General features: G+C 52.8%; 11 protein-coding genes. 6 read left to right on the top strand and 5 right to left on the bottom strand.

Annotated features, from left to right (window positions below):
• Positions 1–15: 15 nt before the first annotated feature.
• Together G006_RS0102215 and ppc are read right to left on the bottom strand one after the other, a co-directional pair.
• Positions 16–456 (bottom strand): hypothetical protein, encoded by a 441-nt coding sequence (locus G006_RS0102215; RefSeq protein ID WP_020481526.1) that lies wholly within the window; start codon positions 454–456, stop codon positions 16–18.
• 263 nt (positions 457–719) lie between these two features.
• Positions 720–3641, bottom strand: coding sequence for a phosphoenolpyruvate carboxylase (gene ppc, locus G006_RS0102210; RefSeq protein ID WP_020481525.1), 2922 nt, complete (start codon positions 3639–3641; stop codon positions 720–722).
• A 112-nt stretch (positions 3642–3753) separates the two neighbouring features.
• Here ppc and nhaR point away from each other — a divergent pair, with 112 nt between their 5' ends.
• The 5 genes from nhaR to fucP all read left to right on the top strand — a co-directional run bounded on the left by nhaR (position 3754) and on the right by fucP (position 10041).
• Complete coding sequence (gene nhaR / locus G006_RS0102205) at positions 3754–4656, top strand: transcriptional activator NhaR (protein ID WP_020481524.1); 903 nt, start codon at positions 3754–3756, stop codon at positions 4654–4656.
• A 274-nt stretch (positions 4657–4930) separates the two neighbouring features.
• The gene (locus tag G006_RS0102200; RefSeq protein ID WP_020481523.1) at positions 4931–5602 is read left to right on the top strand and encodes a class I SAM-dependent methyltransferase; all 672 of its coding nucleotides are present in this window, start codon (positions 4931–4933) and stop codon (positions 5600–5602) included.
• Positions 5599–6276 carry a thiopurine S-methyltransferase gene (locus G006_RS0102195; protein WP_020481522.1) on the top strand — a complete coding sequence of 226 codons (678 nt, stop codon included), beginning with the start codon at positions 5599–5601 and terminating at the stop codon, positions 6274–6276. Before G006_RS0102200 ends, G006_RS0102195 begins: the two co-directional genes overlap by 4 nt.
• A gap of 294 nt (positions 6277–6570) precedes the next feature.
• A complete protein-coding gene (locus tag G006_RS0102190; protein WP_235048811.1) occupies positions 6571–8763 on the top strand; it encodes a glycoside hydrolase family 3 N-terminal domain-containing protein in 2193 nt (730 codons plus the stop codon).
• Positions 8764–8784: 21 nt separating this feature from the next.
• Positions 8785–10041, top strand: coding sequence for an L-fucose:H+ symporter permease (fucP, locus tag G006_RS0102185; protein WP_020481520.1), 1257 nt, complete (start codon positions 8785–8787; stop codon positions 10039–10041).
• Between the two features lie 13 nt (positions 10042–10054).
• Here the strand turns inward: fucP and G006_RS0102180 are convergent, their stop codons facing one another.
• From G006_RS0102180 to G006_RS0102170, 3 genes are read right to left on the bottom strand one after another with little or no spacing between them, the layout of a single operon-like run.
• Positions 10055–11149, bottom strand: coding sequence for a protein-glutamate methylesterase/protein-glutamine glutaminase (locus tag G006_RS0102180; RefSeq protein ID WP_020481519.1), 1095 nt, complete (start codon positions 11147–11149; stop codon positions 10055–10057).
• A gap of 40 nt (positions 11150–11189) precedes the next feature.
• Positions 11190–11786, bottom strand: a complete 597-nt coding sequence (locus G006_RS0102175) for a chemotaxis protein CheD (RefSeq protein WP_020481518.1) — start codon at positions 11784–11786, stop codon at positions 11190–11192.
• Complete coding sequence (locus G006_RS0102170; protein ID WP_026146786.1) at positions 11783–12574, bottom strand: CheR family methyltransferase; 792 nt, start codon at positions 12572–12574, stop codon at positions 11783–11785. Before G006_RS0102170 ends, G006_RS0102175 begins: the two co-directional genes overlap by 4 nt.
• 182 nt (positions 12575–12756) lie before the next feature.
• Between G006_RS0102170 and G006_RS0102165 the strand changes: the two genes are divergently transcribed.
• Positions 12757–13965, top strand: a complete 1209-nt coding sequence (locus G006_RS0102165) for a methyl-accepting chemotaxis protein (protein WP_020481516.1) — start codon at positions 12757–12759, stop codon at positions 13963–13965.
• The last annotated feature ends 3 nt before the right edge of the window (positions 13966–13968 follow it).

Below are 13968 nucleotides of genomic sequence, written 5' to 3'. Positions count from 1 at the left end.
CGAAATCCTATCGGTTTAAACGAATAACAGCATGGTCTTGCCGAGTATGCTCAACAAAAGTGTCAGCTTAAGAGTCGCGAGTAATTTGGCCGGGCCGGCTTTTTCACACCAGTTCTGCCAAGCGGCTTCGCATGCTTGCACGGCCACGAGATAAGCTTTATACGACAAGTGCCAAACCACGGTACCGAGCAAAGTCAGACCGGTCCAAAACACAATGAACTCGGCTTGACGCGGCGTTACCCCAAACACATGTTCCAAAAAATGCTCGGCCAGCATTTCGACTACTTCGATCGCCAGATGCAGAATGTGCCATAGAAAGGGTAGCAAGGTGTCGCCAAAGTTATATAAGAATATCAGGGTCAAGATTGCCATGGCAGGCTTGTTTTCGAACAGCCAGTGCCCGGTATTAATGATGATTACTCTCAACCAGTGTGCCAATGCGTAGGCTTTTTGCATGGTTCTCCTCCCTTTTAGAGTCTGCCGAAAAAGCCCCTTCTCACTATTCAGGGGAGAAGGGCGCATTCGTTATACGATGTCCTGATGACAAATATTGTACAAATAACCTAAATTCGCTCCACTCCGGACCGGCTTCCCTTTGTTATTAACCCGGCCCTATTTAATCCGGGTACCACCGTTTGCGCTAAGCCTGTCTAAGCCTGATTTGGCGAGTCCTTCGACCAGCTTAGGACGAACGGTATTTCAGGGCCGGGCTAATCACATCAGCCGGTATTGCGCATACCCGCGGCAATCGCATTGATACTGCGCAACAAGGGTTTCATCCAAGGGCTGTCGGCGGCATTCTCGGTATTCATTTCCCGCAGTCGCCGGATCAAAAATACCTGGAGATAGTTTAGCGGGCCCAAATAGGCATCGCGGCGTTGCAATGATGCCGCCAAGGCCGGGTTTTCCGCGAGCAAGCGGTCGGCGTTGGCTATCTCCAATATCCACTCCACGCAGCGCTGATGTTCGCCGGCTATTAGGTTGTAAACACGTTTGCCGGTTTCCGGATCGTTGCACAATTGCGCGTATTCGCGGGCGATGTTCATGTCGGATTTACTTAATGCCATTTGCGCGTTGCTGAGCAGGTTGCGGAAAAACGGCCAGTCCCGATACATCCGGCGCAGCGTTTCCAAGCGCTCGGGTTTGCCGGCGCACCAGCTGGCCAAGCTGAAACCGATGCCGTACCAAGCCGGAAACGTCTGCCGCGATTGCGCCCAGGCGAATACCCAGGCTATCGCCCGCACCGAGTTTTTCGAGCGATCCAGTTTTTTGCGGTGCGAAGGCCGCGAACCGATGTTCAAGCCGCCGATTTCGCCCACCGGTGTCGCTTCGTAGAAATAATCCAAAAAGCCGGGTGTGCGTTCGGTTAAGTCGCGATAGCTTTGCTCGCCGATCCGCGCCAATTCGTCCATCACCGCCAAATCCTCCGCATGATCCTCCGGTACGGCTTGCACCAGGCTGACGCTGGCCTTCAGCAAGCCGGTAACGCCCATGGTCAATTCGTAGACCGCCGTCTCCATATTGTTATACCGATAAAACAGCACTTCGCCTTGCTCGGTAAATTTGATCTGGCCGCGCACGGTATCGGGCGGCTGGGCCAGAATCGCTTCGTGAGTTGGGCCGCCGCCGCGACCGACGGTGCCGCCGCGGCCATGAAATAAGCGGCATTTCAAACCGTAACGCTCGCTGATCGCAATAATTTGCCGCTGCGCGCGCGACAAGCCCCAAGCCGATGCCAGGATACCGCCGTCCTTACAGGAATCCGAATAGCCGAGCATGATTTCCTGGCGGTCATCGCTGACGCGCAACAGCTCCCGGTAGCAGGCGGTATCGAACAATTGTGTCAGCACGTCGGAAATGCGGTTTAAATCGTCTATGGTTTCGAACAAGGGGCTGACGCCGATATGGCAATGCCAATGCCCGCCAATTTTGCCGACCAAGCCGTCTTGTGCAGCCAGCAGCAAGACTTCCAAGACATGGCTGGCCGAATGAGTCATGGAAATCACATATTTACCAAAGCAATTCGGGCCTATTTCCCGGCGCATTTTTGCCATCACCGTAAACAACTCCAGCGTTTCGCGGTTGGCCGGTGTTAGCGCTGCGGCATCGAACATCAGACCGCCCGGTGCGGCGATAGCCTCGGCTAACAATGCGATGCGTTGTGCTTCGTCCAGCGCCAGATAGTCAATATTCAATGCTGCCGCCAGGATTTCCGCGACCGCTTCACTGTGGCGAATCGATTCTTGTCGGACATCGAGTTGCATCAAGTGAAAGTCGAACACGTCGGCCAAGCGAATCAGATCGGCTAATTCAAGATCGGCGATGTTGGCGTCGCCGTGGCTGCGCAAGGACGCATCGATCAAGCGCAGATCTTGTAAAAACTCAGCGACGCTGGCATAGGCATGGCGATTGGCTTGTTCCGGTTGGCCCTGTAACTGTTGTTGCACGCGTTGCAAGGTGGATTGCATCCGATATTTCATTAATATCAGTTTGTGCCGGTAAGGTTCCTGCAAATACGGTTTTTCCAAGTCCGCGACCGCCGCGCCCAACATGGCGCGGTCGGCGTGCAGGCTGTCGATAAATTCCGGCGCCAAGTCACAAAGGCCGTAAGAATGCGACAACTGGCCGCGCAATTGATCGAGGCGGGCAAGATATTCCTGCATGATGGTTTGCGCCTGCATGCGTAAGGCCAGCTCGGTGGTTTCCGGCTTGACATTCGGATTGCCGTCGCGGTCGCCGCCTATCCAGGAACCAAACCGTAGGAAGCTGGGGATGCGGATTTGGCCGGCAACGTCGGCACCAAACACATCGCTAAGCGCACGTTGCAAGTTCCGGTAAACCAAGGTGGTGGCCTGAAATAGCGACAGCGAAAAATAAAACAAACCGGCGTCGATTTCGTCGGCCACGCCCAGCTTACGGGCGCGCACTTCGTCGGTTTTTAACAGCAATTGAATCTGTGCTTGCAGCTTGTCCAGGGCCTCGCTGCGCTGTTGGCTACGTAAGCGTGGATCGTCCAAGGCCTCCTGGCTGAGAAAGACATTGCGCAAAGCGCTTTTGACCGTGCGGCGTTTGGCTTCGGTGGGGTGAGCGGTCATCACCGGCAAATACAGCATCTCGTCCAATAAAACCTGTAATTTATCGGCACTGACACCGCTATCGCGCAATTTGATCAGTGTGTCGTGAAACGAGCCGGGCCAGTAGCGGCCGGTCTGGTTTTGCCGGCGCAAATTCAGATTGTGCGATTCTTCGGCGATATTGATCAGGCTGAAATAGCCGTTAAACACCCGCACCACTTCGCCTATTTCTTCCGCATCCAGGTCTTCCAGAATCTCCATGAACTGGCGGCGGCGGTTGGCGCTGCCCTCTCGGATCAAGCTGGCAAACTTGCGTTGCAACTGCGCGACGGCGGTAGCGACTTCCGGCTTGGCTTGTGCGGTGAGCACTTTAGTCAATATCGAACCGAGCAGGCGTATCGAACTGCGTAATTCTTTGTCGTCGCAGTGGGCATCGGCCAGGCGATCACTGAGGATTTGGCTGGCGCTGAGGTTATCCAGTTCGAACGCTGACTTGTCGTACTCCGCTGCCGCGGATCCGGTACTTGGAGCGTTGTCTTCGCCGTGCAGTGCTTTTAGCTTTTGCATGTTCAGTTCTCAGGTTAGGTTACGGTTGCGTCATAGCCTAGCGCAGCATTTTGATATTGTTAAATAGAATGTTTAGAATGAATTCATCGTAAATTTCTATATATTGAGTGCTGTGGAACGTATCAACTACCAACATTTGTTTTATTTCTGGAATGTCGCACGTGAAGAAAGCATCACTCGCGCTTGCGAAAAACTGCATTTGGCGCAACCGACCATCAGCGGCCAATTAGCGGTTCTGGAACAGCAAATCGGCGAAAAATTATTTTATAAACAAGGCCGTAAACTAGCACTCACCGACACCGGTCGGTTGGTATTTAATTATGCGGAAGAAATCTTTTCGCTGGGTAGAGAGTTAAGTAATACCTTAAAAGGCCGACCCACCGGACGGGCCTTGCGTTTGGTGGTGGGCGTCGCGGACGCATTGCCGAAAATGGTGGTTTACCGTTTGATAGAGCCGGCATTCCGATTGCCGGAGCCGGTGCAGATTCTTTGTTACGAGGACAAAACCGAGCGTCTTTTGAGCGAGATGGCTATGCAAGGGATGGATATCGTTTTGTCCGATGCGCCGCTGACACCTACCAGTGGTGCCAAGGCGTTTAATCATCTGCTGGGCGAATGCGGAGTGACCGTATTCGGCGCGCCGGCATTGGCTGCGACCTATAGTCAAAACTTCCCGCGCTGCTTGAGCGGCGCGCCGTTCTTGCTGCCGACCGGCAATACGTCGTTGCGGCGTTCGCTGGATCAATGGTTTGACACCGAAAGCATTAGCCCGGCTATCCAGGCCGAAATTGAAGACAGCGCGTTAATTAAAACCTTTGGTAGCGGCGGGGTGGGATTGTTTGTCGCGCCGAGTAATGTCGAAGTGGAAATCCAAAGCCAGTACGGTGTGCAGGCCATCGGCCGCATCGACTCGGTACATGAGCGCTTTTATGCGATTACCATGCGCCGTAAACTCAAGCATCCGGCCGTGACAGCGATTCTGGAAAATGCGCGGGATAAATTGTTTCCCGCATAACATGTCGAGCGATTTTGGTTTGAGAGGAGAGCGGTATAGCTGCTATCGGTCAGCGTCACGCTATCAAAGCTTTGAATCCATGCCCTCCAATTCGTAATCACTGAGTTAGCTACTGCCGTGTTAGCGCTAACAATGTGTTACCCTGCATAAACAGTCTCCCGTTTCCGGGTAACTCCGCGAGTGCCTTTTCGGCCTGCATGCCTCTTTTCAGGAAGCGTTGTGCCCTTCGATCAGAACCTTTTCCTGATGCACAACCTTGTCGCTGTAACCCTCAATGTCAGATTATCGTGTCAAATTCGAGACCGTCACCGTTGCCGGTTTCGATTACGTGATTCGCTCTTTAGCCGATTTGCAGCAATATGCCGATCCGTTCGGCGAAGCTGAGCTGGCCGGGATTTCGTCCGCCAGTTGGTCGCTGTTCGGCAAGGTTTGGCCGTCCGCGCGGGTGTTGGCTTTGGCTATGCATAGTGTCGATTTGGTGGGGAAGCGCGTCCTGGAAATCGGCGCGGGTTTGGGGTTGGCCAGTCTGGTGATTCACCGGCGGGCTGGCGATATTACGGTCAGCGACTGGCATCCTTTGAGCGAGACGTTTCTTAACGAAAATCTGCTGCTAAATAAACTGGGGCCGTTGCAATATAAAACCGGCAATTGGGAAATCGGCAATCCGGGCTTGGGTCAGTTTGATCTGATTATCGGCAGCGATGTGCTTTACGAACGTCAGCAGCCCGAGCAGTTGGCTAATTTCATCGACCGGCACGCCGCGCCGAATGCACAAATCATTATTGTCGATCCTGATCGCGGCAATCGTGTGGGATTTTGCCGGGAAATGACGGCTTTGGGCTATGGCTGTACCAGCCGGATTGCCGAACGTCTGACTGAAAACGGCGAGCATTACAAAGGCCGATTTCTGACCTTCAGCCAAGTGGTCGTTGGGGAAGCGGCATGACCGGGCGCGATAACGCCTTGTGGTTGCAGTTTTGGCGCGACCGGCGTACCGATTTTCATCAGATTGCCGTCAATAGTTTGCTGGCGCAATTCTGGCCGAGCCTGCACGCGGCCCCAGGCAGCCGGGTCTTCGTACCGCTGTGCGGCAAGAGTCTGGATATGCTTTGGCTGGTCGAGCAAGGGCATCAGGTCATCGGTGTCGAATTAAGCGAAGTAGCCGTAAAGGCCTTTTTTAAAGAAAACCGCCTGCGGCCGGTGCGGCGGCGTTTGGGTAAATTTACGCTGTGGCGTAGCGGCAGATTAAGTATTTTGTGCGGTGATTATTTTGCGTTAAGCGCCGCCGAATTAGGGAAAATCGACACCGTTTACGATCGGGCGGCCTTAACCGCCTTGCCCGAAGATATTCGCGGGCAATATGTGTCGCAGCTGCGGCACATCGTGCCGGAGACCGCGACTATCTTGCTGTTGACTGCGGAGGACCTTGAACTGGAATGTGTTAGCGATGAGACTGACGATGTTTCCGACGAAATCATCGCGTTATACGGCAAGGACTTTGTGATCGAACTCAGTCATGTGCAACGCATAGACGAGGCTGATTCGCAAGCATTTGCGGCTGGTGAAGCCGGGCTGTACAAGGTTTATCACCTGTCCTGTAAAAAGCCAAGCCAGGCCTGATTTCGTTACATTGTCTGCGGCGCGATTGCTTATAAAATAGGGGACATCGCAGTCAGGTCTGGATACACTATCCCGGCTACTTCGTTAACGTGCGTCTGTAGCGTTGCGAGATTCATAACCATAATTTCTTTTTACCCATAATTGCGAGCGCCTTGCTATCTTTGAGCAGACTGTTGCCGTGCGGACGGCAGGCATACAAAGCGATTGAGCAGGCATCATTCAAACCAAGCAAATCTCTTGAAAACAAAATTAGTTTTTTTAATTCTTTCCCTATTCGTGGCCTTGGAGTCCGGCGTGAGTGCAGAAGAAACAAACGACAATGTTGAAGCGCAGGTCCAGGCCTTGTTGGCGCAAATGAGCCTGGAAGAAAAAGTCGGGCAAATGACCCAGATCGACTTTAGCGTGGTTTCGGTGGTCAACGGCGAGATTGCCGATAATCCGATCGATCAGGCCAAACTGGAAGACGCCATATTGAATCGGCATATTGGCTCGATCCTGAACACGCCCACCACGCCGAATAATCAAACCCAGCCCATCGAAAAATGGCGACGGATGACCCAGACGATACGCGAGGTGGCCGCGAAAAGCCGGTTGAAAATTCCGGTGCTCTACGGTATCGATGCAATTCATGGCGCTACCTATACCGAAAACGCGGTGCTGTTTCCGCAAGCCATCAGTATGGCGGCCACGTTTAATCCTGATCTGGCTTTCAAGGAAGGCGAAGTGACCGCCCGCGAAGTCAAGGCGTCTGGTTTAGATTGGAATTTCATGCCGGTAATGGACATCGGCCGGCAACCGCTGTGGCCGCGCTTATGGGAAACCTATGGCGAGGACGTGCATCTTGCGGTGACGATGGGTAGTGCCTATATCCATGGTCACCACGGCGACGATTTTGCGGCAGCCGACAAAGCGCCGACTTGCTTGAAGCATTATGTCGGCTATAGCTATCCCTTAAACGGCAAGGACCGCACCCCTGCCTGGATAGGCGAAAGGGCGTTGCGCGAATATTTTCTGCCGGGCTTCGAGGCTGGCGTGAAAGCCGGTACGCCGACGGTGATGATCAACTCAGCTGAAGTGGACGGCATCCCCGGTCACGTCAATCATCATTACCTGAACACCATTTTGCGCGGCGAGATGGGTTTTAAAGGCTTTACTGTATCCGATTGGGCCGACATCAGCCGTTTATACACCCGCGACAAACTCGCGGCCTCGCCGCGCGAAGCGGTCAAGATGGCGGTCATGGCCGGCATTGATATGAGCATGGTGCCGTTTGATTACTCGTTTTACGATTTACTCTTGGATTTAGCCAAAACCGGCGAAGTGCCGATGACCCGCATCGACGAAGCGGTATCGCGGATCTTGCGGGTGAAGTATCAAAGCGGCTTGTTCGACAGACACGAGCCCGCGCTGGCTGTAAATGGCAACTTTGTCACTGAAGACGCAGTTGCTGCCAATCGGCAAGCGGCGCGGGAAGCCATCATTTTGGCGAAAAACGATCAGCATATTCTGCCCTTGAGCAAGCAGGCCAGCATTCTGGTTACCGGGCCGACCGCGAACTTATTAAGCGTGATGAACGGCGGTTGGACCATCACCTGGCAGGGTGCCGCGGAACATTTGTATCCCAAAGACAAGCCAACCTTGTTGCAAGCCCTGCAGCAAAAAACCAGCGGTAAAGTAACTTACGTGGGCGGGAAAAATTTCAGCGACGAAATTAATATCGAGCAGGCGGTGACTCAGGCGCGGCAGCACGATGTGGTGATTTTGGCGCTAGGCGAAAAAACCTATACCGAAACCGAAGGCAATATCGAATCCTTGTATCTGGACCCGGTGCAGTTGCAATTGGCTAGAGCGATATTCGAAATCGGCAAGCCGGTCATTCTAGTCACGTTCGGCGGTAGGCCGCGTATCATCACCGAAATAGCTAACAAGGCTCAGGCGGTGGTATTGGGCTTTTTGCCGGGCATGGAAGGCGGGGCGGCGATGGCCGATATTTTGTTCGGCGATACCAATCCCAGCGGCAAATTGCCGATTTCCTATCCGCGCGATACCAACGATATCGTGATGTACGATCACAAGCCTATAGAGGCCTTCGAGAGCAATCAGTATCGGCCGCTGTATCCCTTCGGACATGGTTTGAGTTACACCACGTTCCAAACCAGTGGGCTGCGTCTGAGCAAAGAAAGCATTGCGATGGGCGAGAATATCGATCTGACGGTTAAGGTGAAAAATACCGGCGCGCTGACCGGCAAGGAAACCGTCATGGTCTATTTACACGATGTCGCGGCGTCGGTGTCGCGGCCGGTCAAACAGTTGAAGGCCTTTAAAAAGGTCGAGTTAAAACCCGGCGCGGAGCAGACCTTACAATTTAGCTTAACCCCGCAGGATATGTCGTTTATCGGTGTGGATATGCGGCGCATCGTCGAGCCGGGCGAGTTTGAGGTGATGGTCGGTGATGAATTCGCACGTTTCCACGTTGCCAAACCCTAAATCAATTTGCGGGATTAACTCATGCCGGATCAACAAAACCGAGGTAGACAGTCATATACGGGCTCGTTAGCTATTCTGACGTCGCTGTTTTTTATTTGGGGCTTTATTACGTGTCTTAACGACATCCTGATTCCGCATTTGAAGGCGGTGTTTACGCTGAGCTATACCCAGGCGATGTTGATCCAGTTCTGTTTTTTCACCGCCTATTTTTTGATGTCGGTGCCCAGCGGTTATCTGGTGGAAAAAATCGATTACAAGGGCGGTATCATCGTCGGTTTGGCGATTGCCGGTTGCGGTTGTTTACTGTTTTATCCGGCGGCGGGGCTGCATTCGTACCCTTTGTTTTTGGGGGCATTTTTTGTGCTGGCTTCCGGGATTACTTTGTTACAGGTTTCCGCTAATCCTTACGTGACAGTGTTGGGCGATCCGCACACCGCGTCCAGCCGCTTGACCTTGACCCAGGCCTTCAATTCCTTGGGCACCACGCTGGCGCCGTATTTTGGGGCGTTGTTTATCTTGTCGAATGCGGTTAAAAGTGCCGAGGAGATAAAACTGCTGGACGCTGAGCAATTGTCGGCTTATCAAGCGGCGGAAGCGGCGGCGGTGCAGAATCCGTATTTATTTCTGACGGCAGTCTTGTTCTTAATGGCCGCAGTGTTTGCGATGCTCAAGTTGCCGAGGATTAACCTGCAATCCAAAGCGAGTGCGACGGACGCAGCTGACGGCAGCGCCTGGCGCTATTCGCATTTGGTATTGGGCGCTGTGGCGATTTTTGTTTACGTGGGTGGTGAAGTGTCGATTGGCAGTTTTCTGGTTAACTTTCTCGGCGAGCCGGATATTGCCGGTTTGGCTGAGCAGGATGCCGGCAAATATGTGTCGTTTTACTGGGGCGGGGCGATGGTCGGCCGGTTTATCGGTTCGGTGGTGATGCAGAAAATCCATCCCGGCAAGGTGCTGGCGTTTAACGCCTTGGCGGCAGCTGCTTTGGTATTGGCGACGATGCTGGGCAGCGGCACACTGGCGATGTTTACGATACTAGCGGTGGGTTTGTGTAATTCCATCATGTTTCCCACCATCTTTTCGCTGGCTTTAACCGGCTTGGGAGGGCATACCGGTCAAGGCTCCGGCATTCTCTGCGCCGCCATCGTTGGGGGGGCTATTTTACCCCTGCTGCAAGGCGCGTTTGCCGATCATATTGGCATTCAGCACGCTTTTTTTATCCCTTTAACGTGCTATCTGTACATCGCCTTTTACGGTTATCGTTGCCGCCAGTTGTAATTAAACCTGCTCTTTAACCTTTCAAGAATTTTGCCCGGTTCGGCGACTGTATAATCAAGTTGGGGATAGCTGATAACGGAAGCTCACCATCCGTGCCACCCAGCTTCACTGCTTCCTTGGGCATGCCGTAGACCACGCAACTAGCCTCATCTTGGGCTATGCACAGCGCCCCTGTATCGTGCAATTCCTTCATGCCGTGTGCGCCGTCGTCGCCCATGCCGGTCATAATTACGCCCAGCACATTTTTGCCTGCCGCTTGCGCAGCGGAACGGAATAGCACGTCCACCGAGGGACGGTGGCGGCTCACTAGCGGGCCATCCTTGATTTCTACCCGGTATTGCGCACCGCTCCGGCGCAACAACATGTGTTTGCCTCCTGGCGCGATCAAGGCCAGTCCGGGAATCACCCGGTCGTTTTGCTCGGCTTCCTTGACAGTGATCTGGCACAGGCTGTCCAGCCGTTTGGCGAATGCGGCGGTAAACGCCTCGGGCATGTGCTGGACGATGACGATACCCGGCGTGGTGCGGGGTAGCCGTGTCAATACGTATTCCAAGGCCTGGGTGCCGCCGGTTGACGTACCAATCGCGACGACACGGTCGGTGGTTTCCGTCATCGAGATCAAGCTGGTTGGGGAAATCACTGCGTCGGCAGTTAATTTCGGGCTGCCATCCAGGGGCTTGCCGGTTGGGGCCGCCGATTTTTTTAGTCTCGCATGCGAAGCACCTTTAATCGCATCGGCCAGCAGCGTTTTCGAGTCTTGCAGAAAGCCTTTCAGGTTAACGGTGGGTTTGGTGATGATGTCAACGGCGCCGGCACTCATGGCCTGCATCGTGACTTCCGCGCCTTTTGCAGTGAGCGTCGAGCATATCACCACCGGCGTCGGATGTTCGTGCATCAGCTTCTTTAGGAAGGTAATCCCGTCCATGCGCGGCATTTCGATGTCCAGGATGATGACATCCGGCCAGTCTTTTTCCATGCGGGTCAAGGCAAAGATCGGGTCCGGCGCGGCGCCAATCACTTTGATGCCCGGCAGGCTGTCGAGCAAGCCGGTCAAAACCTGCCGTACCACCGCAGAGTCGTCGACAATAAATACTTTTGTGTCTGTCATAGTGTCCTTGGGTTTGCCTGTTAGAGTGGTCTTGAACCGGTTACCAGAATTCGGCGTTGCTTCTGGATTTTTCGTGTTCGTCGATGTTTTTCTTCCAATAGCGACGTTCTTCGTTTTCGAGAGACAGTTGCTGATTGTGGTCGATTTTTTTGATAAAGACCGAATAATCGCTACCGACGAAATGGACGTTTCTGCCGATATTGCCGCCGAGACAGGCACTAAGCATAGGAATGTTTTCTTTTTTTAAAAACTCTTTGATGAATAAAACATTCACATCGCCCACGGTTTCCTTGCGGTTTTTGTCTTCTCGCAGCTTTAAAACGTTGCCGCCACCAAAGCATTTGGCTTGCAGATTCAGCCGGTTGGCGCCGAGTTTCATCATGTCGTTGATCAGTAATTCCATCGCATAAATGCCGTAGCGGCCTTCTTCGGACTCAATGATAGGTACATTGTGGGAGTGAGAGCGATAAGCCAGCAAAAAATGATTCATGCCAAATACCCGATTGATCGGATCGTATAGGCAGGCTGCCACACAAGAGCCCAACAGCGTCGAAATGACTTCCGGCTGGCGGGAGGCATAGAACTCGCCCGGGTCGATGACGATACGTTGGGTATCTCTGAAGGGCAGGACTTTCATGGTTTCCTGTATATCGAGGGTTTGATCATTTGTAACTGTTCGGTGACCCGATGCAGGCTTTCCGAATGACTGATGATGAAATGCCCGCCAGGCTTTAGGGCGGTAATCAGCCGTTCGACTACCTGTTTTTTGGTGTCTTGGTCGAAATATATTAGAACGTTACGCAGAAAAATCACTTCGAACCTACCCAATGCTAGCGGCAGTGAACTCATCAGATTGACCTGATCAAATTTGACTCGGCTGCGCAGTTTGTTATCCACGCGAAAAAAACCCTCCTGGCTGCGCACGCCCTTCAGACAATATTTTTCTAGCAGACGTTTGTCCATATGATCCAGTCTGTCCAGCGGGTATACGCCTTGACGGGCAATTTCCAGCACCCGGGTACTCAAATCGGAGCCGAAAATCTCCCAATTGCGCATGCCTAGGTTCTCCGCCAGTACCATCGCTAAAGTATAGGCTTCTTCTCCTGTCGAGCTGGCCGCACTCCAAACCCGAAATTGCTCGCCGCGCCAAGGTTTAAGAATCTGCTGCTGGAAGAATTCGAAATGTTTGGGTTCTCGAAAAAAATAGGTTTCATTGGTGGTCAGAATGTTGACCAGCGTTTGAAATTCATCAGGATAATCGGGGCTGATAGCCAGCTGATAGTATTCGCCGTAACTATGCAGCTGGTAATAGTCGAGTCTCTTGGCTAGCCGGCTGGCTACCATGACTTTCTTTTCCGGTGTCAGAGCGATGCCGGCATGGTCGTAAATCAGACGTCTGAAGCGTTCGAATTCTTCGGTCGTGATAGGGGCGATGCTAATAAAATCTTCTCCGTTAGTAAGGATTTACGAAGCAATTATGTCAGTAATTAATTACATGAATTGCTGAGAACTTAACATTAACGAAAAACCTAAGATGGTAGTGGGTTGAATGCAAGTTTAAAACTCTCTACTATCCTTAACATACCCAAAACCCAAACGGAATTCCCATGCTTCGAAAACCTTATCCTATAGCCAAAAGCCCCGGTCCACTTGGTTTTTATCTGTTGACGGTCGGGCTGGGAGTGATAGGCGGATTGTTAGCGTGCGTGCAAACCGGTTTCAGTTTGATCAGCATGGGAGCCACCGCTGCGCTTGGCTTTGCCGGCGTTCTGGTCGGGTCTACTTTGTACAACAAGCAGCAAGCCGTGCTGAATGAAGCTAATAAGGCTTGGCGTGGCGACGAAGACTTAAAGCTGCAAGATCTTGAAGCATACGCGATCGAGCTGGAGCGTTTGTTTCTGCAAGTAGTGCCCATTCTGCTCAGACAAGTACAAACCTCCAGAACGCATACCGAACAGGAAATCACCGTGCTGACCAGCCGCTTTGCAGCCATGGTCAATCAATTGGAGAGACTGATTTCCGGTGGGGCGCAGAGCCGTCAAGGCCGCAGTGTCGACGTGTTATTCAGCGAAACCCGGGATGCCTTGACTGCGGTTCTAAAAGTTTTAAGTCAAATTCAAGACGTTGAGCACGCGGTAGTCGACGAGGTTCGTAAACTGTCCGCGCATACCGGTCAACTGGACACCATGGCGCAGGAAGTGCGCAAGGTCGCCGAACAAATCAATTTATTAGCGCTTAATGCCGCTATCGAAGCTGCCCGGGCAGGCGAAAATGGCCGGGGCTTTGCGGTTGTGGCCGACGAAGTCCGTAAACTGGCCGGTTTTTCGTCATCTACCGGGGAAAAGATCAGTCACGCAATTTCCGATATCAACAAAGCCATGGCCTCTACCTTGAAAATGTCCGAGGCATCCGGCTCTTCCGACGACAAATCGATACGCGATGCTGAGCACGCCATCCGCACCGCGCTGGACGATTTGCGGGTCGCTTTGGATATGTTCAGAAACGATGCAGACCAATTGCGCGGCAACAGTGCGCAAATTCGCGATGAAATTTTCTCCGTATTGACAGCCTTCCAGTTTCAGGATCGGGTCAGCCAAATGCTGTCGCATGTCGAACACAATCTAAACAGCCTGCAAAGTGCGGTAGACGCCACGCGTAATAGCGGCGAGCGCCAAGCGAATAGTCTCGATGTCGGGGCAACTTTGGCTCGAATGGAGCTCAGTTACACGATGCCGGAAGAATTATTGAATCACTCTTCCGGGACGGCAGTGAGTCACCAAAGTACTTCCGCCAACGACGAGATTACATTTTTCTAAATT

This window comes from Methylomonas sp. MK1 (assembly GCF_000365425.1).
In the GTDB taxonomy this organism is placed as follows: Bacteria; Pseudomonadota; Gammaproteobacteria; order Methylococcales; family Methylomonadaceae; genus Methylomonas.
This window is presented reverse-complemented; position numbering and strand designations above follow the sequence as displayed.

Coding starts and splice junctions, on each gene's coding strand:
- G006_RS0102180 (WP_020481519.1), bottom strand. CDS start 11,149: ATGACAGACACAAAAGTATTTATTGTCGACGACTCTGCGGTGGTACGG.
- G006_RS0102195 (WP_020481522.1), top strand. CDS start 5,599: ATGACCGGGCGCGATAACGCCTTGTGGTTGCAGTTTTGGCGCGACCGG.
- G006_RS0102200 (WP_020481523.1), top strand. CDS start 4,931: ATGTCAGATTATCGTGTCAAATTCGAGACCGTCACCGTTGCCGGTTTC.
- G006_RS0102175 (WP_020481518.1), bottom strand. CDS start 11,786: ATGAAAGTCCTGCCCTTCAGAGATACCCAACGTATCGTCATCGACCCG.
- G006_RS0102215 (WP_020481526.1), bottom strand. CDS start 456: ATGCAAAAAGCCTACGCATTGGCACACTGGTTGAGAGTAATCATCATT.
- fucP (WP_020481520.1), top strand. CDS start 8,785: ATGCCGGATCAACAAAACCGAGGTAGACAGTCATATACGGGCTCGTTA.
- ppc (WP_020481525.1), bottom strand. CDS start 3,641: ATGCAAAAGCTAAAAGCACTGCACGGCGAAGACAACGCTCCAAGTACC.
- G006_RS0102165 (WP_020481516.1), top strand. CDS start 12,757: ATGCTTCGAAAACCTTATCCTATAGCCAAAAGCCCCGGTCCACTTGGT.